23 protein-coding genes are annotated in these 18,976 nt (G+C 65.9%); 12 read left to right on the top strand and 11 right to left on the bottom strand.

The genetic code is table 11. From position 1 onward, the window contains the following. Positions 1–275: 275 nt before the first annotated feature. The 3 genes from VJ109_RS13095 to VJ109_RS13085 all read right to left on the bottom strand — a co-directional run bounded on the left by VJ109_RS13095 (position 276) and on the right by VJ109_RS13085 (position 3,251). Positions 276–1,499 (bottom strand): TIGR04347 family pseudo-SAM/SPASM protein, encoded by a 1,224-nt coding sequence (locus VJ109_RS13095; RefSeq protein ID WP_324757306.1) that lies wholly within the window; start codon positions 1,497–1,499, stop codon positions 276–278. Further along, positions 1,496–1,810 (bottom strand): Htur_1727 family rSAM-partnered candidate RiPP, encoded by a 315-nt coding sequence (locus VJ109_RS13090; protein ID WP_324757304.1) that lies wholly within the window; start codon positions 1,808–1,810, stop codon positions 1,496–1,498. The genes VJ109_RS13095 and VJ109_RS13090 overlap by 4 nt, the downstream gene beginning before the upstream one ends. Positions 1,811–2,093: 283 nt before the next feature. After that, positions 2,094–3,251, bottom strand: coding sequence for a multicopper oxidase domain-containing protein (locus VJ109_RS13085; RefSeq protein ID WP_324757302.1), 1,158 nt, complete (start codon positions 3,249–3,251; stop codon positions 2,094–2,096). Between the two features lie 211 nt (positions 3,252–3,462). Between VJ109_RS13085 and VJ109_RS13080 the strand changes: the two genes are divergently transcribed. From VJ109_RS13080 to VJ109_RS13070, 3 genes are all read left to right on the top strand, one after another. Then, the gene (locus VJ109_RS13080; protein ID WP_276222242.1) at positions 3,463–3,840 is read left to right on the top strand and encodes a winged helix-turn-helix domain-containing protein; all 378 of its coding nucleotides are present in this window, start codon (positions 3,463–3,465) and stop codon (positions 3,838–3,840) included. A 4-nt stretch (positions 3,841–3,844) separates the two neighbouring features. Then, positions 3,845–4,144, top strand: a complete 300-nt coding sequence (locus tag VJ109_RS13075) for a DUF7521 family protein (RefSeq protein ID WP_324757299.1) — start codon at positions 3,845–3,847, stop codon at positions 4,142–4,144. 80 nt (positions 4,145–4,224) lie between these two features. Then, positions 4,225–4,515 carry a DUF7521 family protein gene (locus VJ109_RS13070; protein ID WP_276222245.1) on the top strand — a complete coding sequence of 97 codons (291 nt, stop codon included), beginning with the start codon at positions 4,225–4,227 and terminating at the stop codon, positions 4,513–4,515. A gap of 8 nt (positions 4,516–4,523) precedes the next feature. On the opposite strand, the gene VJ109_RS13065 is transcribed toward VJ109_RS13070, so the two are convergent. Beyond that, positions 4,524–5,840 carry a hypothetical protein gene (locus tag VJ109_RS13065; protein WP_324757297.1) on the bottom strand — a complete coding sequence of 439 codons (1,317 nt, stop codon included), beginning with the start codon at positions 5,838–5,840 and terminating at the stop codon, positions 4,524–4,526. An 89-nt stretch (positions 5,841–5,929) separates the two neighbouring features. Between VJ109_RS13065 and VJ109_RS13060 the strand changes: the two genes are divergently transcribed. Together VJ109_RS13060 and VJ109_RS13055 are read left to right on the top strand one after the other, a co-directional pair. Then, entirely contained in the window at positions 5,930–6,190 is a 261-nt protein-coding gene (locus tag VJ109_RS13060) for a DUF2249 domain-containing protein (protein WP_324757295.1), read from the top strand. Between the two features lie 2 nt (positions 6,191–6,192). Beyond that, positions 6,193–6,468: a glutamyl-tRNA reductase gene (locus VJ109_RS13055; RefSeq protein WP_324757293.1), complete on the top strand. Its 276-nt coding sequence runs from the start codon at positions 6,193–6,195 to the stop codon at positions 6,466–6,468. On the opposite strand, the gene VJ109_RS13050 is transcribed toward VJ109_RS13055, so the two are convergent. The 3 genes from VJ109_RS13050 to VJ109_RS13040 are packed head-to-tail and all read right to left on the bottom strand — an operon-like array spanning position 6,469 to position 7,450. Then, positions 6,469–6,792 (bottom strand): cupin domain-containing protein, encoded by a 324-nt coding sequence (locus VJ109_RS13050; RefSeq protein WP_324757292.1) that lies wholly within the window; start codon positions 6,790–6,792, stop codon positions 6,469–6,471. Next, the gene (locus VJ109_RS13045; RefSeq protein ID WP_276222251.1) at positions 6,789–7,025 is read right to left on the bottom strand and encodes a DUF2249 domain-containing protein; all 237 of its coding nucleotides are present in this window, start codon (positions 7,023–7,025) and stop codon (positions 6,789–6,791) included. Before VJ109_RS13045 ends, VJ109_RS13050 begins: the two co-directional genes overlap by 4 nt. A 53-nt stretch (positions 7,026–7,078) precedes the next feature. Further along, positions 7,079–7,450, bottom strand: coding sequence for a cupin domain-containing protein (locus tag VJ109_RS13040; protein WP_324757290.1), 372 nt, complete (start codon positions 7,448–7,450; stop codon positions 7,079–7,081). 88 nt (positions 7,451–7,538) lie between these two features. Between VJ109_RS13040 and VJ109_RS13035 the strand changes: the two genes are divergently transcribed. The 3 genes from VJ109_RS13035 to VJ109_RS13025 all read left to right on the top strand — a co-directional run bounded on the left by VJ109_RS13035 (position 7,539) and on the right by VJ109_RS13025 (position 10,265). Beyond that, entirely contained in the window at positions 7,539–8,099 is a 561-nt protein-coding gene (locus VJ109_RS13035; RefSeq protein ID WP_324757288.1) for a DUF7998 family protein, read from the top strand. A gap of 77 nt (positions 8,100–8,176) precedes the next feature. Beyond that, positions 8,177–9,904, top strand: a complete 1,728-nt coding sequence (locus tag VJ109_RS13030) for a cbb3-type cytochrome c oxidase subunit I (protein WP_324757286.1) — start codon at positions 8,177–8,179, stop codon at positions 9,902–9,904. Between the two features lie 52 nt (positions 9,905–9,956). Then, positions 9,957–10,265, top strand: coding sequence for a hypothetical protein (locus tag VJ109_RS13025; protein WP_324757284.1), 309 nt, complete (start codon positions 9,957–9,959; stop codon positions 10,263–10,265). A gap of 1 nt (position 10,266) precedes the next feature. Here VJ109_RS13025 and VJ109_RS13020 read toward each other — a convergent pair whose 3' ends face one another. Continuing rightward, positions 10,267–10,518 carry a hypothetical protein gene (locus VJ109_RS13020; RefSeq protein ID WP_324757282.1) on the bottom strand — a complete coding sequence of 84 codons (252 nt, stop codon included), beginning with the start codon at positions 10,516–10,518 and terminating at the stop codon, positions 10,267–10,269. A gap of 158 nt (positions 10,519–10,676) precedes the next feature. On the opposite strand from VJ109_RS13020, the gene purL reads away from it, so the two are divergent. Further along, entirely contained in the window at positions 10,677–12,890 is a 2,214-nt protein-coding gene (gene purL / locus VJ109_RS13015; RefSeq protein ID WP_324757281.1) for a phosphoribosylformylglycinamidine synthase subunit PurL, read from the top strand. Here purL and VJ109_RS13010 read toward each other — a convergent pair whose 3' ends face one another. Next, the gene (locus VJ109_RS13010; RefSeq protein WP_324757280.1) at positions 12,891–14,141 is read right to left on the bottom strand and encodes a two-component system sensor histidine kinase NtrB; all 1,251 of its coding nucleotides are present in this window, start codon (positions 14,139–14,141) and stop codon (positions 12,891–12,893) included. Positions 14,142–14,144: 3 nt separating this feature from the next. Then, positions 14,145–15,356: an FIST signal transduction protein gene (locus tag VJ109_RS13005; RefSeq protein ID WP_324757279.1), complete on the bottom strand. Its 1,212-nt coding sequence runs from the start codon at positions 15,354–15,356 to the stop codon at positions 14,145–14,147. A 174-nt stretch (positions 15,357–15,530) separates the two neighbouring features. On the opposite strand from VJ109_RS13005, the gene VJ109_RS13000 reads away from it, so the two are divergent. Further along, positions 15,531–16,736, top strand: coding sequence for an NAD(P)/FAD-dependent oxidoreductase (locus VJ109_RS13000; protein WP_324757278.1), 1,206 nt, complete (start codon positions 15,531–15,533; stop codon positions 16,734–16,736). 10 nt (positions 16,737–16,746) lie between these two features. Here the strand turns inward: VJ109_RS13000 and VJ109_RS12995 are convergent, their stop codons facing one another. Continuing rightward, positions 16,747–16,938, bottom strand: a complete 192-nt coding sequence (locus VJ109_RS12995) for a DUF7550 family protein (RefSeq protein WP_324757277.1) — start codon at positions 16,936–16,938, stop codon at positions 16,747–16,749. Positions 16,939–17,139: 201 nt separating this feature from the next. Here VJ109_RS12995 and VJ109_RS12990 point away from each other — a divergent pair, with 201 nt between their 5' ends. Both VJ109_RS12990 and hisF read left to right on the top strand, forming a co-directional pair. Continuing rightward, positions 17,140–18,102 carry a LamG domain-containing protein gene (locus VJ109_RS12990; protein ID WP_324757275.1) on the top strand — a complete coding sequence of 321 codons (963 nt, stop codon included), beginning with the start codon at positions 17,140–17,142 and terminating at the stop codon, positions 18,100–18,102. A gap of 52 nt (positions 18,103–18,154) precedes the next feature. Further along, positions 18,155–18,970 (top strand): imidazole glycerol phosphate synthase subunit HisF, encoded by an 816-nt coding sequence (gene hisF / locus VJ109_RS12985; RefSeq protein WP_324757274.1) that lies wholly within the window; start codon positions 18,155–18,157, stop codon positions 18,968–18,970. The last annotated feature ends 6 nt before the right edge of the window (positions 18,971–18,976 follow it).

Raw genomic sequence — 18,976 nt, 5'->3', positions numbered from 1 at the left:
GACAGTAAAAGCCGGGAAACGAGGTGAGACGAGCGATCCCGGCGCCCGAGACGGGTGCCCCATGACGCAGGTGGTCCACTGGTGTCATCCGCTCGGGTCACCCGAGCCCACCGGGCGACCACGATCAGTGCAAGCGAGTCGGTGCTCCCATGCCGGAGTCACGGACAGCTACCTGCACGGCCGGTCTCTCACGGCCGCACGTAGATGTTCGGGACGAAACCTACTACGTCCCCGCCCTCTCTGCAGAGGCCATTGAAGTAGGGGGAGAAACTCGCTCAGTCCGCCGTCCCCGTGGGACCGGTGTCGGCGAACGGTTCCGGACCGTGGATCTCGCTGTCTTCGAGGTAACACTGCGGGTCCGGTGCGAACAGGTCGTTTTCGACAGTGAGCGCACGGAGTCGAGAGGCCCCACGGCAGATCCCTGCGTATCGGCAGTCCGCACAGTTCCCGGTGAGGTGCTCTTCACGCTCTCGCAGTCCCCGAAGTAACGGGTTGGACTCGTCCTCCCAGATCGCACCGAAGGGTCGATCACGGACGTTCCCGAGCGTGTACCCCTGCCAGAACTGGGTGGGATGGACGTTACCCTGGTAGTCGACGTCCGCGACCCGCTCGCCGGTAGGATCGCCGCCGTTTATCTGTAGGTACTCGTAGACACGGCGGGCCTGTGCCTCCCCGAGGTGCTCGCGGGCGTACTCGACGAGGTACGCGGCGTCGGTGTAGTTGCCGACGAGCAGCGTCTCGATCTCTTCGCCCCGGTCGTGGTAGTCGCGAGTCATGTCACAGACGCGCTCGACGGCGTCCCGGCGCTCGACGGGCGTGAGGTCGGCGTCGACGATCTCTGTCCCGCGACCGCCGTAGTCCAGGTGATAGAAGCAGAACCGGTCGACACCCACGTCGGTCAAGAGGTCGACGACTCCCTCTAGGTCCGGCGCGTTCCGGTCGGTGATCGTATAGCGAAGTCCGGTCTTGAGGCCGGCGTCGAGACAGTTCTCGATGCCCTGGATCGCCCCGTCGAAGGCCCCCTCCATCCCGCGGAAGTCGTCGTTGGCCTCGGGGAGGCCGTCGACGGAGACGCCGGCGTACTTCAGCCCGGCGGCTTTCAGCGACTCGGCCCGTTCCTCGGTGATGAGCGTCCCGTTGGTCGAGAGCACCGGCCGGATTCCGACCTCGTTGGCGTAGGCGACCAGCTCTTCGAGGTCCTGGCGCACCAGCGGTTCGCCACCGGAAAAGAGGACGACCGGTGCGCCGTAGTCGGCGAGATCAGAGAGTAGCGCTTTCCCCTCGGCCGTCGAGAGTTCGCCGTCGGCGATGTCGGTGTCAGCGGCCGCGTAACAGTGATCACAGTAGAGATTACACTGCTTGGTGACGTTCCAGACGACGACGGGACGGCGTTGCTTTTCCTCGCGGATCTGGGCTTTCGTTGAGTCGTCGGCCGCGTCGTAGCGCAGGCCGTCGCCCTCTGCGTCTAAGTCACAGAGCAACTTCGAGACGGAGATCACGCGTCCTCACCCCGCAGCGTCTCGGCGTGCATCTCGGACTCGTCCATCGTGGCGTCCCCGTCGTTTGCTCCGGGGTCCAGCGCCAGGGCTTCGTCCTGATACCGCCGGGTCTCGTCGGCCGGACACAGCCACAGCGCCACGGCGGCGTGGCCGAACAGTTTCGTCGCCTGCTCGTAGGCGATCTCCTCAGCAGGCGCACTGACGCTGCCGGCGTGGGTCAGCGGGTCCGTGGCGTCCTCGCGGACGAACACCTCCCACTCCCGGCTCGTCGCGCCCCGCGGCGCGTCGACCTCGTGGTCCAGTTGTCCCATATCCGTGCCTTGGTGTCCCCACAAAAAACGGGTCCAGCCCGTTCCCAGCCGGTGGGAACGGGCGAGGGAACCGGAGGCCGGTTTGTCGGAGCGGGGACCTCAATATCGATAACTGTGGCATCCTCGCGTTCCTTCTCGGAAGTGTTGTGCTGCTCAGCCTGCCGTGGCTCACGGCGCACGCTGTTCGCCGTTCGCCTGCCACGAGGGTTTCGCTTCGCTCAGCCTTCGTGGCTCACGGGTCGCTACGCTCCCCGTTCGTTTTTGTATGAGGGCTTCGCGTTGCTCACCCCTCATACCCCGCGTACTCCATCAACTGCTTGAAGATATCGGTGTCCATCGCGTCCTTGTAGACGACACCGGTGACCATCCCACCGGGGTAGGAGGTCCCGTTCATCGCGTGGCTCACCTTGTGGCAGTGCGCGAGGTAGATGCCGGGATCGGCGTCGGCCTCGAATTCGATGGTGTGTCGCCCCGCGGGCGGGATGCTGGTGATGTCCTGATCGTGACGGGCGGCTTCCGGGATCTTCCCGCCGTCCTTGTGAGTTACCTGGAACCGGTGGTTGTGGATGTGCATCGGGTGGTCCATGTACCCGTTGTTGCACATATGAATGCGAACCGTGTCGCCCTGTTCGACGATGATCGGCGAGCCGTCTTCGGGGTGGAGCGTCCGCGGCGCGGACTTACCGTTGATCGTGAACGTGTCCGGGCGACGGTTCCGAACGTCGTAGGTGGCGTCCATCCCGGCCATCTGGCGGTTGAGTCGGGAGTCCCACTCCTTCAGCGTCATGAAGTACTCCTTGTCGGCCGGCTCGTACCCCTTCGGGTCGACGCGGAAGATGCCGTACATCCCCATATCGATGTGCCGGTGGGTCTGGTAGTGGCAGTGGTAGAGGTGGGTGCCCGGGACGTTGGCCGGAATCGTATACGTGTGTGACTCGCCGGGGTCGATCCGGATGCCCGTCGTGGTCGGCACTCCGTCGTCCTCCCACTGCTTCTGGACGGCGTGGAAGTGGACCGTGTGCGGGCGCATGCCGTCGGAGTTGTCGAACGTGACCTCCATTGGCGATCCCTCGGTCGTCCGGAGGATCGGCCCGGGGACGCTCGGCTCGCCGTCGTCGGCCTTGAACGCCCAGACCTGGGGGAGTTCGACTGGACCGCCCATCGTCTCGCCGGGGTGGGCGTCGTGGCGAGCAGGGACCGACGAGAGCGTGACCTCGCCGCCCTGTTCGTCGACGTTGACGACCTCCGGCGGCGAGGTGGTCGGGAGGTCACTGGACTGACTCGCAGCCGTAGACGCCGTATCCGTGGCCGTCTCGACCGTCTCCTTGGGGCCACCCGGTGCAGAACAGCCCGCGATAGCGAGCGTCCCGCCGAGGCCGGATGCTTTCACGAAGTCGCGACGAGAGATTCCCGAGCCGGGTGCGCCGATTGGATCAGTCATGTGCAATTCGGAAGAGGGACCCTCTGTATAAACCCCATTGAGCGTGTTCCCGGCGAAGTAGAACCGTTCCCGGCGAGTGAGAACCCCCGAGCGGCTTTCATAAGACTACCCTAAGTTTCAGGGGTCGATTCGGCCAGAAATCCGCCGCCCTCGGTAGGTTTCGGCGGGATTCGGGAATCTTAACCGTGTCGAGAGAGCACGTCAGAGCAAGATGGTCCGGGACCCGTTCGCTGACGACGAGACACCGGAGTTGGAGACGGTACTCGACGCACTTGACGACGAGGACTGTCGAGCCATCGTCAGCGTCCTCGACGAGCCGATGACGGCCAGCGAGATATCGGACGAGAGCGGGGTTCCGCTGTCGACGGCGTACCGTAAGCTGGAACTACTGACCGAGTCGTCGCTGCTGTACGAAGGTGTCGAAGTGCGACCGGACGGCCAGCACGCCAGCCGGTACGCGGTCGACTTCGAGGAAGTCGTCATCGCCCTGGACGAGGACCGCAACCTCGCGGTCGACATCTCACACCGCGCGCGCTCGCCGGACCAGCGCCTGGAGAACCTCTGGTCGGAGGTCCGCAAGGAGACGTAGTACCATGCCACACATCCCAAGCTCACAGATCGGTATCGTCGTCTCGAAGACGCTTATCCTCATCATCGGAGGATTGATTACCTACTACTCGTATCAGGCCTACCGGCGGACCAACGCCCCACAGCACAAGTGGCTGACCTACGGGTTCGGGGTGGTCACGTTGGGGGCGGTGTTGGGCGGCGTGTTGGACATCGTCGTCAGCAGGATCTACGCCGTCAACCTCATCTATACGAGCGTGTTCGTCTCCAGCGGGTTGACCGCGATCGGGTTGGGAATCATCCTGTACTCGCTATACGTCCGGTAGCTCTCTCACCGACGGGGCTTCCCGCGCCCTGAAAACACCCTGTAATTTATATTGGACGTTCCGTTCCAGAAGTCGGTACCATGATCGGGCTCAGTGCAGTCCTGCTGATCGCCGCCAAGACGGTGACACTGGTGTGTGGCGCGGTGTTGACGGCGTTGACCTACCGTGCGTACCGACGGACTGATTCCCCCGCGATGCGTGCCCTGTTCGTCGGAATCGGACTCGTCACTGTCGGCAGTATCTTCGCCGGGAGCCTCCACCAGATGCTGGATTTCCCGGTCGCGACCAGCATCACCGTCGAGAGCACGTTCACCGCAGCCGGCTTCGCCGTCCTCACGTACTCGCTGTACACCGAACAGCCGTCGGACTGATGGTTCCGCTATCGGTCCCACGCGTGGGCGAGGCGTCCACCGAGGAGTTCCGGCATCGACTGTGGACCGTGAGTGAGCAGGACCGAGACGAGGTTCGCCGCGAACAGGACTGCACCGACGGCCGCCATCGTTCCCGCAGCAGTCGCCGCAATCCCCGGCAACACACCCGTCTCGTGACCGAGAGCGAGGCCGCCAGCGGCCGTGAGCGCGGTTGCGTCGCCGGCCGCGATCCGGCCGTCGTAGAGGTCGTCGATCATCGGAACGTCCTCGAAACCCAGCCGATCGCTGTAGCGGTGGACCCAGACGATGAAGGGGACGACGTGATACAGCGTCCCCAGGACGACGAAACCGACGACGCCGACGAGCAGCAGGCTCCCGGTCGCGGAGTGGCCGAACAGTCCGGCGTAGCCCAGCGGGTCACGCCACCACGTGAGCGCGGCCAGCGGCGCCCAGCAGACAACCGAGACGGCGACGACGGCGTACCGGGTCAGCATCGGCGACCAGTCGACGGTCGCGCCGAGGAGTCGCCGGGCCAGGACGAGTCCGACGGTCGCCAGACCGGCCACGACGAGCAGTCCGCCCGCGCGTGCGACGGTGGGGTGGGCGAACAGCCGTCCGCCGGCGAGCAACACGACACCGAGGGGATAACCGACCGCGGCGGCCCGCTCCGTGACGGTCACCAGACGGCCGGTGTCGGCCTGGGTGAACATCGGGACGAGTTGTGCGAGCGCGCCGGTGACGGTGGTCAACACGGCGCCGAAGACGGCCAGGGTCGCGTGCCCGGTGAGCAGCGTCGTCCGGGAGACCCCGGCGACGGGCAGCAGGCCGACGGTCCGGTCGAGCGCCAGTCCTCCGCCCGCGACCGTGACGAGGAAGAAGAAGCCGAGCGCGACTCCGAACAGCCCGGTGGTCACGTCCAGGTCAGCGTGCCACAGCGTTCGAGCGAGGTTGTAACAGAACACCCAGACGCCGAGCACTGCGAGTCCGCCGGCGACCGGCAGGAGCGCCTCCGCACGGCTCAGGAATCCGACAGCCAGTCCGGCGAACCCGACCGCGGCCAGTGGCAACTGCAGGGCTGCGAGCCGACGGGAGTGCAACTCGACGCCGGCCCAGACCGGGACGAACTGCGTCATCGCACCGAGGATAGTGAGACAGACCCAGCCCGCGAGCAGGAGGTGGATCTGTGCGAGATGACCCGCGCGACCGCTGACGAGGCCGACGGCGACGCCGGCGACGAGAAACCCCAGCGCGACGACGAAGTGTCGCAGCGGAACCGTCATCGGCGGGCCGGCCTCCGCGTCGATATCTCCGGGGAGCGCACTCATATCCGGGACGTTCGGTCCACGTCCTGCTGGCGCTGTCTGCGAACATGTTCGGGGAAACCGACGGCGAGGGTGGGACCGTACCGTCGAATATGGAACCCGCGTCAGTGCTTTCCGAGACGGACGCACCGACCGACGCCCCGACCGAACGGCTGGACGTGCGTGAACTCGGGCCGCCGGAACCGCTCCGACAGACACTGGAGACGCTCGCGGAACTGGACGACGGGACCGTCCTCGTCCAGGAGAACGACCGCGCACCCCAGCACCTCTATCCGAAACTCGACGACCGCGGCTACGACTACGAGACCGTCGAGACCGACGACGCGACCGTGACGATCATCTGGACGCCATGAGTGTGAACGACGACACGACGGAACCGACACCGGACGTGGAACAGGCGCTCGGACAGCTCGCCGCCCGCGGTGCGGAAGTCCGGGCCGAGCAACTGGACCGAGCAGTCACCCGGCTGCGGGCGGACGGCGAACTCTCGGCGGAACAGGTCGCCGCCCTCGAACAGTTGAGCGAGCGACTGGTCGATCGACTGCTTGCACTCCCCGAGGAGACGCTGCGTGAGGCAGCGAACTGCGGTGAGGAAGACGCGGTCGAGACGGCGATGGAGTTGTTCGGTTGACTACTCGGCCGCTGCGAGCACGAGCAGTGCCTCGGCGTCGGTGACTGCCGTCGGTGAGATGTCCTGTGCGCCGTCGAAACGGGCGACCTCGCCCGCCGATAGCGACAGCGTCTCCGCCCCCAGTTCGAGATCGAACTCCCCGTCGAGGACCTGGAAGACGATCTGTCGACCGGGGTGTTGGTGTGGCGGGACCGACTCCCCGGCGTCGAGGGCCAGCCTGACAGTCCGGGGCTCGCCCTCGAACAGCGGCGTCCGGCCGTCCCCGTCGAGTTCCGACAGCGAGACGCGTTCGGTTTCGGTCGTGGTATCGCCCGACTGGGTCATGCTTCCTTCGGGAGATCCGCGACGTATTTTCCGTCCTCGACTTTCCGGCAGTCGTAGCCCTCCGCGTCGAAGGTCTCGACTTCGGCCTGCATCTCGTAGAACAACGGTTTGGGCTCGTGATCGTTGACGATCCGTAACACTTCGCCGGCATCCAGATCGTCGAACGCCGAGTGGATCTTCGGGTGGCGTTCCGGCGGCGGCATCTCTCGGAGATCGAGTTCGGTTGCTGGCATCACCTCGACCTTCGCTGCCGACAGTCCAGGGTATGTCGCCGAATATGTTCGGCTCACTCCGGATCGAACGTCCCCTCGCGGAGGCCACGGCGGACGGGGTCGTGTTCGGCGTCGGTCGGGGGCGGTGCGGTCACCAGCGTCGCTTCGAGGCGCTCCCCGACCGCACGGACGCCCCGGTCCTGTCCGGCGGGAACGACGACCACGTCGTCCGGTTCCACCTCGTGTTCCTCGTCACCGTCGCGGACGACGCCGGTCCCGGAGCGGACCGTGATCGCCACGTCGCTATCGGGCGCGTGGACGGGGATGAACTGTCCGGGCTCGAAGTAGCCAAGCACCACCTTCTGGCGGTCGGTCTCGTGGACCGTTCGGGCCGAGAACTGTGCGTCGTCGTACGCGCGTTCGTCGTCGAAGCTGGTCGCGACCATCGTCGGACGATCGGGCCGGCCGACGGTGGGGGTTCGGGCGAACACGTTCGGCACAACCCCCTGTGTGACGGCGCCACGAACGTCGTGTATGGGCTTTCTCTCCGAACTCCGCGGCCAGAAGACGGACGCCGGCTTCGACGACTACGACGCGTTCGCGCCCGAACACGTCCCCGAACCGGGCCAGTTCCTCGATGGCTGTGCGGTGTTGACCGGGGCGGACCACGCCGCCTTCCACCGGCTGACGATGGCGTTGTTCGACGAGCGGGGCGTCTACGACATGACCTTCGGCTACAACCTCGCGCGGTTGAACCTCGACCACCGCCACCCCGAGGCAGGCTTCCGGTACGCCCGCGAGCCGGACGATCCGGCGGTCCTGCGGGCGGCGTTTACCCCGACGACGGAGTTTTGCCCACAGAGCGATACGCTCACCGTCGGCGCCTTTCGGGCCTGGAACGGGCTCTCCGAGCGCCACGAGTACGACCTGGTCCGAGTGCGTGTCGACCCGATGCACCACGAGAGCGCCGCGATCAACGGGAAACTCGAACAGTTGGCGGAGACCTATCGGGAGACCGGTGAGATCCCCGAACAGATCGGAGAGAGCGACGGCAGGGATCGCCAGCCCGAGACGGACGTCGAGACGCCGTTCTGACCGCTCGAACCGGTAAAAACGGCGGGCGAACATATTCCCGCCAAGACCCAGGTGGCGGGAGCCGGAACGGCAGCTAAATGGTAGTCGGTACACTCGTCACGACGGTACTGATGGCGGCGCTGCTGGTGGGCGTGATGGCCGCGCTCACCCGCGTCGAGAACTGGCGGTCCTACGCCCCGACGGTCGGTGGCGGGGGGACCGTCTCCGAGACGACACACGAGAAACCCGGCGGGATCGTCCGCTGGCTGACGACGGTCGACCACAAGGACATCGGCATCCTCTACGGGGCGTTCGCGGTCCTGGCGTTCGCCTGGGGCGGCGTCGCCGTCGTCCTCATGCGCTTCGAGTTGCTCTTCCCCGCGGAGGATTTCATCGGTGCGAACCTCTACAACGGCCTGTTGACGACCCACGGCATCACGATGCTGTTCCTGTTCGGGACGCCGATCCTGGCGGCGTTCTCGAACTACTTCATCCCGCTTCTGATCGGGGCCGACGACATGGCGTTCCCGCGGATCAACGCCATCGCGTTCTGGTTGCTCCCCCCAGCCGCCCTGCTCATCTGGGGTGGGCTCATCGGCGCGCCGTTCCTGGAGGGCGTCGAACCCGCACAGACGGCCTGGACGATGTACGCGCCGCTGTCGGTCGAGCAGACCAACCCAGGTGTCGACCTCATGTTGCTGGGGCTGCATCTCTCGGGGGTCGCCGCGACGATGGGTGCGATCAACTTCATCGCGACCATCTTCACCGAACGCGGCGAAGACGTCACCTGGGCGAACCTCGACATCTTCTCCTGGACGGTGCTGGTCCAGTCCGGCCAGATCCTCTTCGCGTTCCCGCTGCTGGGGAGCGCGCTGGTGATGCTCCTGCTCGATCGGAACCTCGGGACGACGTTCTTCACGACCGACGGCGGCGGCCCGCTGCTGTGGCAACACCTCTTCTGGTTCTTCGGCCATCCCGAGGTGTACATCCTCGTGCTCCCGCCGATGGGGCTGATCAGCTACATCCTGCCGAAGTTCACCGGCCGGAAACTGTTCGGCTTCAAGTTCGTCGTCTACTCGACGCTCGCACTGGGGGTCCTCTCCTTTGGCGTCTGGGCTCATCACATGTTCGCGACGGGGATGGACCCGCGGCTCCGGGCCTCCTTCATGGCCGTCTCCATCGCCATCGCCATCCCCAGCGCGGTCAAGACGTTCAACTGGATGGCGACGATGTGGAACGGGAGCCTTCGGCTCACCGCCCCCTTTCTGTTCTGTGTCGGCTTCGTCGCGAACTTCATCATCGGCGGGGTCACCGGCGTCTTCGAGGCCGCCATCCCCGTCGACCTGATCCTCCACGACACCTACCACGTCGTCGCGCACTTCCACTACGTCATCATGGGCGGCATCGCATTCGCCGTCTTCGCCGGCATCTACTACTGGTTCCCGCTGTACACCGGGCGGTGGTACCAGCGGAGCCTCGCGAAGTGGCACTTCTGGCTGACGATGCTGGGCACAAACGTCACGTTCTTCCCCATGGTGTTGCTCGGCTACGCGGGGATGCCCCGCCGCTATGCGACCTACGCCGTCACCGCCGGACCGGTCGACCTGTTTACCCTGTTGCACCAGCTCGCGACCCTCGGGGTCGTCCTGCTGGTCGTCGGCCAACTGATCTTCCTCTGGAACATCGTCCAGTCCTGGCTCGAAGGCCCCCGGGTCACCGACCGGGACCCATGGGACCTCGCGGAGACGGACCAGTACACCCGCGAGTTCGCCTGGTTCGCCGACGAGAAGCTCCCGGCGCTGACCGACGGCGGCGAAGAGGAGTAACCGAACACCTTCGCGGTCAGGCACTTCGAGGGAGGGAGCGTACGACTATGGGATGAGCGACCGCGCACAGACCGCCCGAGAGCTAGCAGCGGACGTAGCCACACACGACGGCGTCCGCGACGCCTGGACGGCAAAGAGCTTCACCGATCAGTTGCTCGTCGTCGAGACGGCCCCCGGAGAACCGATTCCGACTGCGGTTCGGGAACGGCTGACGGCCGACGGCTTCGCCGGTGCCGACAAGGTGTACGACGTCGACGGCGCCGCGGACGCCGCCTTCGCGGGGCAGTTCGAGGACTGCCAGCGCTACCGGTTCGTCGACACGGAGAGCCGCGGGCAACACCGATCCTACGTCGTCGAGTGAGTCAGCGGGCCGCTCGAAGGGATTCGCGGGCAATCTGGTCCGCGTCTGCCAGCGAGTCCTGTCCGTGTTGACGCGCCGAGAGTTCGCGGGTCCACAGTGTCCGTTCCAGTTGTTCGACGCCGGCGTCGTCGCCGCTGATCGTCAGCGAGGTCCCGGAACCGCCGGCCAGTTCGACGCTGGGTGTCCCGTCGACCGCACGCTTGAGTTCGCTGTTCGTCTCGTCGGTGAGGGTGTCGACCGTCAGTCGCATCATCGTACATCTATCGTTAGCATCCGCGAGGGTAGACTAGTTCCCAAACTAGTAAGGACCAGTCGCTGTGTCGGCGCGAGGGCGGGCCACACGCACGGAGCGACGGCCGCCTCGGGGGCGCATGGAAAGCGATTTAGCCGGCGGGGAGCCACGGGGAGGTAATGAGCCTGTCCGACGCGGACCACGACATCGTGGTCGACGAGATCGGTCGGGAGCCGACACGCGCAGAGGCCGCTCTCTTCGAGAACCTCTGGAGCGAACACTGCGCGTACCGCTCCTCGCGACCGCTCCTGTCGGCCTTCGACTCCGAGGGCGACCAGGTCGTCATCGGCCCCGGCGACGACGCCGCCGTCGTCTCGCTCCCGACTCACGGCGACGGCGAGGAGATGTACATCACGATGGGCGTCGAATCCCACAACCACCCCTCCTACGTCGACCCCTTCGACGGCGCCGCCACCGGCGTCGGCGGGATCGTCCGTGACACCCTCTCGATGGGCGCCTACCCCATCGCGCTGGCGGACTCCCTGTACTTCGGGGACTTCGACCGGGAACACTCCCGGTACCTCTTCGAGGGTGTCGTCGAGGGGATCTCCCACTACGGGAACTGTATCGGCGTCCCGACTGTGGCGGGATCGGTCGCCTTCCACGACGACTACGAGGGGAACCCACTGGTCAATGTCTCCTGTATCGGCCTGCTGGAACCCGAACGGACCATCACCGCCGAGGCACAGGAACCCGGGAACAAACTCGTCCTCGTCGGGAACTCCACCGGACGCGACGGCCTCGGTGGGGCCTCCTTCGCCAGCGAGGACCTCGCGGAAGACGCCGAGACCGAGGACCGACCGGCCGTCCAGGTCGGGGACCCCTACACGGAGAAGCTGCTCATCGAGTGTAACGAGGCGCTGTTGGACGAGGACCTGATCGAGTCCGCCCGGGACCTCGGCGCTGCGGGACTGGGTGGGGCCTCCTCGGAACTGGTCGCCAAAGGCGGCCTGGGCGCACGCATCGAACTCGACCGGGTCCACCAGCGCGAACCGAACATGAACGCCATGGAGATTCTGCTGGCCGAGAGCCAGGAGCGGATGGTCTACGAGGTCCGCCCGGAGAACGTCGACCGCGTGGCCGAACTGGCCGACCGGTACGACCTGGGCTGTTCGGTCATCGGCGAACTCACCGAACCCGGGTCGAACTACGTCTGTACGTTCGAAGGCGAGGCGACAGCCTCGGGAGAGTCGAACGGGCAGGACCAGCGAGACGGCGAGACCGTCGTCGACGTCGACGCCGAATTCCTCGGCGACGGCGCCCCGATGAACGACCTCCCGAGCACGGCCCCGCCCGAACAGGAGCGGGACCTGCCGACGGTCAATATCGAGGAAGCGTTCCGCCAGGTCGTCGCCAGCCCGAACACCGCCTCGAAGCGGTGGGTCTACCGCCAGTACGACCACGAGGTCCAGGTCCGGACGAGCGTCCTGCCGGGCGACGACGCGGCACTGTTGGCCATCCGTGAGGCCGGTACCGGCCTGGCGTTCTCGGCCGGTGCCGACCCCAACTGGACCGACGCCGCCCCCTACGAGGGCGCCCGCGCTGTCGCGTTAGAGAACGCCACCAACGTCGCCGCCAAAGGAGCGACCCCCCACGCCGCCGTCGACTGCCTGAACGGCGGCAACCCGGAGACCCCCGCCGTCTACGGCGGCTTCAAGGGTATCGTCGACGGCTTGGCCGACATGTGTAGCGACCTGGAGGTGCCGGTCGTCGGCGGCAACGTCTCGCTGTACAACGACTCGGCGACCGGCCCCATCCCCCCGACGCCGACGCTCGCGTTGGTCGGCGTGAAGGAAGGGTACGACGCCCCGCCGCTGTCGCTATCCGGCGAAGGCACCCTGGTCGTCGTCGGTGACCGTGCCCTCGAAGGGGAGACCGACCCGCGGCTGGGTGGCTCGGAGTACACCGCCGTCTTCGGCGGAACCGACCGGTTCCCCGAACTGCCGGCCGACCCCGAGAGTCTGATCAGCACCATCGCCGACGTGGCCGACGAGGACCACGTTCTGGCGTCCCACGACGTGAGCCACGGCGGACTGGCCGTGACGCTGGCCGAGATGGTCCACGAGGACGCCGGCGCCGACATCGAGATCGAGACCGTCGAGCGCGGGACCCGCAAGCGCCTCCTGTTCGGCGAACAGCCCGGCCGCGTCGTCTTCGAGACGACCGATCCGGCGGCGGTACGGGAGGCCTTCGACGGTATCGCCCCGGTGACGGAACTGGGCGAGGCGAACGGCTCGAACCACCTCGACCTGACGGTCAACGACGAGCGGCTACAGTACCACGCCGAGGAGATCACCGATCTCCGGTCGACGATCGAGGACGAACTGGCCTGATTACCACCGGATCTCGAATTGAGCGCCGCCGCTCTCGCTCTCGGTCGCGGTGACGTGCCAGCCGTGTGCCTCCACGATGTTCTGGACGATCGAGAGCCCGAAGCCCGTCCCCTCGGGATTGGTCGAGTAGCCGTGTTCGAACACCTGCTCGTACTCCCCCTCCGGCAGACCCGGACCGTCGTCGGCGACGTAGAACCCGTCAGTTCCGGTCGGTCCCAGCGTCCCGACCGTGACCGTTATCTCCGGCCCGTCGCTGTCCGGTTCGGCGGACTCGTCGGGAACACCGTGTTCGACGGCGTTGCGAAACAGGTTCTCGAAGAGCTGTTGGAGGCGCTCGGGATCGGCCTCGACGGTCGTCGTCGCGTCGACCGAGAGTGTCACCCCATCGGTATCGACCTGTTCCCAGGCCTCGGTCGCGAGCGATCGGAGGTCGACAGGCTCCGGCTGGCCGACGACCTGCCCCTGTCTGGCCAGTTCCAGCAGGTCTTCGAGGAGCGCGCCCATCCGGTCGTGTGCCCGGTCCAGCGCGTCGAGATGGTCGCTCGCCGCCGGATCGTCCACGACAGCGCGCAACTGTTCGGTGTGGCCGGCGGCGACACTCAGCGGGTTCCGGAGGTCGTGGCTGACGATGCTGACGAACTCGTCGAGTCGCTCGTTTTGGTGTTCGAGTTGCTGTTCGCGGCGTTTGCGCTCCGTGATATCCGTATAGACACCGTACCCTTCGACACCGCCGCCCTCTCGCGTGACGACGACGCTCCGGAAGAGGAAGGTCCGGACCGCCCCGCTCGCGGTCACTCGTTCGACTTCCTGTTCGGAGTGTGCGCTGTCCTGTAACCAGTTCTCGGCGATCTCTCCTGCCGTCTGTCCCGGAGCGGCGACGAGATCCGAGAGGGGGCGTCCCACAGCCTCGCTGCGGTCGTAGCCGAACGCGGTCTCGAAGGCCTCGTTGACCGACGTGACACGTGGCTCGCGTTTGTCGAACTCGACGACGACGGCGGGGTCCGGGATGTTCCCCAGCAGCGCGCCGAACCGCCCCTGTGCTTCGAGGTGGACACGGAGTTCGCCCGCCACGAGCGCGAGGTATCCGTCGTGTTCGTGCTGGATGACCTCACAGACGTCGCGTGCGTCGGTGTTCGTCATCGACGTATGGTCCTCGATACCGACGGCGTCGATCGCGGCACCGACGACGGACTCGGCTTTCTCGACGCCGACCGTCTCCGCGAACTTCGAGACGAGTTCGTTCCTGTCCATCGGTCACTCCGGGAAGACGAACACGACTGTCGTCGTGTTGTGGAAGCCACTGAGTTGCCCCATCTGCATACACAGTTCACCGTACGTCTCGAAGCCGGCAAACGGCGTGTCGAGTACATCGGCCAGGGCGTCGACGGCGGCCGGATACTCGTCTTGGAGGATGATCTCCCGACAGGCACAGTCGTAGACGAACCCGCCCGCAATTTCGCCGTCAGCCAACTCGACGGCCTCGCTGGCGGCCCGTCCGGCCGACTCGATCTGGCTGTCCGGACTCCCGTGCATCACGCGGAGGACCGTCCCTTCGGGGATGTCGACGGCGAACCGGAGACTGCCGTTTTCGCCGACGGCGGTCCGTGGCCACCGGATCTTGTAGCCGTCCCCCTGGTCGATACCGAACTCGTATGCACCCATCAGCCGCTGCAGTTGCGGCGCGTCGAGTTGGAAGGAATCGACGTCGAGCCCGAACGTCTCCGAGACGTGGTCCCGAACCGTGTCTTTCCAGACCTCGAAGGCGGGCTCGCCGTCGAGTTCCCTGACCAAGTTGCCGTCCACGTCGGTCACTTCGTGTGGCTCCGAGATCGGTTCGTGTCCGTGGTCGACGGAGATGACCGCCCGGTCCTCCCCGGAGACCAGGACCAACACGAGCGCGTCCTCGGCGACGGTCTCGCCACAGAAGACGGGCGTCGACTCCATCCGGAAGTTGTCCGAGGCAGCGCCGCCGGCGAACCCGACGTGTGGGCCGAGTCGGCGCTGGATCGCGAGGGACAACCGCTCGCCGATGCCGGAGAGTCCGTCGTGGAGAACGAGCGCGGACTGGTAGGGATAGTCGACGTCGTCGGGCAACGCCCGTGCGGCCTCTCTGACCGTTCCCTGGATATTCTCGCCGAGTCCGCTCGCGATAGCGGTGTCGAACTGGAAGGAATCGCTGGTGACGACGCCGACCGCGACACCCCGATCCATGGTCCGCTCCTCGGTGAACGTTCCCGCAGCGGTACAGCCGACGACGGCAGTGTCCTCGTCGACGGCCGCCCTGACGCCGGCGAGAACGCGTTCGGGGTCGAACGCGGCATCCGCGAACACCTGACAGAAGTCGATCCGGTCCGCGCCCAGCGCGGTGCGTGCCGCGCTCGTCGCCTCACGGCCGGCCTGCTCGCCTGCGTCGGCTATCGACGTTCCGGTCGCGACGACCGTTCCCGGAGACTGTTCGGACGACACGCTCGAACCATCCCGCTACAGGAACTTATATACTGGCGTCGGTATCGCGTCGAGCGTTCCGCCACGCCCGACAACACCCACAGAACCGTTGTGCGACGGTCCCGTCGAGCGGAGCGTCCCGACTTGCTGGCCGAGCGCGGAAGGGTTTTTTATGCGCCGTTCGGAGACCGACCTATGCAGGAGACGTACGACGTGGTCGTCGCCGGCGGCGGGCCCTCCGGCCTCCAGTTCGCACGCGAACTCATCCACCGTACGGAGTTCTCGGTCGCCGTCCTCGAAGCCAACGCGGAACTGGCCGACAACGACAAATCGACCGGTGGGACCTTCGAGCAGGTCATCCAGGGGTACGACGTTCCCGACTCGGTCGTGATGGCCGACAGTTCCGGTGTGCTCTTCGAGGGACCGAGCACCTCCGAGCGGCTCGACATCCCGGGCTACGTCCTCGATTTTCCGGCGTTCCTGGAGTTCCTCGGGGAGGATATCGAAGCCAACGGCGGCGAAGTCCACACCGGCGTTCGGGTCACCGAACCGGTGTACGAACGTGGCAGTATCGCCGGCATCAGCTGTCTGCGTGACGGGGCGGAACGGACGGTCTCGGCCGACCTCGTCGTCGACGCGACCGGCGACTCGGCCGTGTTGACAGAGCAACTCGGGATGTTCGACCGCGACAGCGCACAGCGGGGGATCGGCAAGGAGTACGAGGCCGTCGGTGAGTTCGAGCGAGACGAGATGCTGTTCCGGTTCGATCACTTCGATGCCCCCGGCGGGTACGCCTGGACGTTCCCTGCCGGTGACGGCGTGTTCAAGGTCGGTCTCTGCTGGATCGACGATTTCTACGAGCGCCATCGGACCGACGCGAGCCGGCAGATCGACGACTACGTCGAGCGCTGGGCCGAGCACGACGACCGATGGACGGTCGATTCCGTCCGTGAAACCCACGCCGGGCGGGTGTACTCGAACAACTCGATCAACACGCGGGCGATTGACGGCCTGCTCGCCGTCGGCGACGCCGTCTCCAGCATCAACCCCCTGTTCGGCGAGGGAATCCGGCCGGGGATGGAGTCGGCGGAGATGGCCGCCGACGTGGCGATCGACGCGCTGCGGGCCGGTGATACCTCTCGTTCACGGCTGGCTGCCTACGAGCGACGGTGGAACGACGAGAAGGGCGGCGCCTGGAAGCTCCAGCGGGCCGTCGGCGAGTTACTGTACGACTTCACGTCCACCCAGCAAGACCGGTTCGTCCGTGCAGCCGGTGGGATGTCGCCGACGCAACTCGACCGGCTCCAACGCTACGAGCTGACGATCCCGGACCTGCTGGAGCTGTATCCGTTCCGGCTTGCCGATCTCTGGAAGGTCCCGACACTGGCACGACACCTCTGAGGACAGCCTCTCAGACGAGCGCGAACGCGATACCGAACGTGAGCGCGAGACCGACAAGCGCCACAACAGTTCCGGTCGAAACCTGCGACATCGTGAAGTCGCTCTGGGGGGCCGTCGATCGCAGCGGTGGCTCCTTGGCCGGGAGGTCGACGTTCTGGGGATCGAACTCCGGACGGTCCTCCTCGTGGTGATCGTCGGACATACCCGTGCGTTCTGTCAGGGACTACCTGTAGCTGTCGGATTCGAGCGGTCCAATCGTCTTCCGAGAAGATGTGGGGCCACGAGGTATCGCGGGTCGATACTGCAGCCCTCAGTTGTCGATACTGACAGTAGCATTTTGCCCGTGTAGCGAGAACCCCGACGTATGGTTGGGGAATCAGGTGGTGGGAGGGACAGTCGTGGAATGACGAGTATCGTCGGCAATCTCTTGCTGGTGGCAACAGTGGTCTTTCTCGGAGCGGTTCTTGCGATCGGCTCGTTTGCCTATCTCGATGGGCTCGGTGCGCCGACCGCGACCGCGGATTTCACCTACGAACGGACGCCGGCTGGTCTAGAGATGACACCCGAGGCGCTCTCGACGGCCGTCGACGTCCAGCTCAACGGCAAGCACGTTGCGACGTTCAGTGAGGACGCCGCCGGGCGAACGGTGTTGCTCCCGACGGCGCCGGGAGATCGGATCACCGCCGTCTCCCGAGACGGCGAACAGACGGTGTTGGTCGACAAGACAGTCGACGATCGTTCGGAGGTCGGTGACTTCATCGCGTACTACACGTTCGACTCGACGAGTGGCTCCGATCTCGTCGATCGATCGGGGAACGGCAACGACGGGACGCTGTCGGGATCGCCGACGTGGACCGGGAACTCGCTGCGGTTCAGCGGCGGCGGTGGCGACCACGTCGACGTCACGAACCTCGCCGTGCCAGGAAAGACGGTTTCGGAGTTCACCGTCGCCGTCGCGTACCGACAGGACGGCTCCTCCGGCCGCGTCAACCAGCTCGTCGAACACTATAACGGGGGCAACGAGTGGTTCCTGGAGAACCCGGGAGCGAGTGGGAATCAGTACAGGACGGAGTATGCAGTCAACTATCCCAACGATCTCGTCAGCTCCGGGACGACCTACACCACCGGCCAGCGCCACGTCGCCGTCGGGACCTTCGACGGCTCGACCTACGAGTTGTACGTCGACGGGAACCGTGTCGGGAGTGATCGCTACGATTCGACTGTCAACATGGGCGATCTGGTGATCGGCGCGGACGCCCCCAACGGTAACTCACAGACACTGGACGGCGAGATCTACGAGATCCGGCTCTACTACACCGCTTTCGACGGGGAGGAGATCCGCGTGATCTCGACCGCGATGGGGTAGTTGCGCCAGCCGAAACGATCAAACGGCCCTGTGGCGAACCGTCGGGTATCGAATGACACTCACGAAGCGCATCATCCCCTGTATCGACGTCGACGTCGACGAGAACGGGGACGCCGCCGTCTACACCGGTGTCAACTTCGAGGATCTGGAGTACACCGGTGACCCCGTCGAGATGGCCAAGGCCTACAACGAGTCCGGGGCCGACGAGTTCGTCTTCCTGGACATCACCGCCTCCGCCGAGGGCCGGGAGACGATGCTCGAAACCGTCTCCGCGGTCGCCGACGAGGTGTTCATCCCGCTGACGGTCGGTGGCGGCATCCGGACTCGCGAGGACATCAAGGAGACGCTACGGGCCGGCGCCGACAAGGTCTCGATCAACTCCGGGGCCATCGCCGAGCCCGATCTCATCAACGAGGGCGCCGCGGCCTTCGGCAGCCAGTGTATCGTCATCTCGCTGGACGCCCGGCGACGCTTCGACGAGGCGGGCGAACACTACGCCCAAGTCGATGGGGAGTCCTGTTGGTTCGAGTGTACGGTCAAAGGCGGCCGCGAGGGGACCGGCCTGGACGCCGTCGAGTGGGCCATGGAAGCCGAAGAGCGTGGCGCCGGCGAGATCTTCGTCAACTCCATCGACGCCGACGGGACCAAGGACGGCTACGACATCCCGCTGATGAAAGCCGTCTGTGACAGCGTCTCGACCCCAGTTATCGCCTCCTCGGGCTGTGGCGGTCCGGAGGACATGGAGGAAGTGTTCGTCGAGGCTGGCGCCGACGCCGGGCTGGCGGCCTCGATCTTCCACTTCGGCGAGTACTCCATCGAGGAGACGAAGGAGTACCTCGACAGCAAGGGTATCCCCGTTCGGCTGTAGGTCGAC

Origin of the sequence: Haloarcula montana, assembly GCF_035666295.1 — an archaeon.
Classification (GTDB): domain Archaea; phylum Halobacteriota; class Halobacteria; order Halobacteriales; family Haloarculaceae; genus Haloarcula; species Haloarcula montana.
This window is presented reverse-complemented; position numbering and strand designations above follow the sequence as displayed.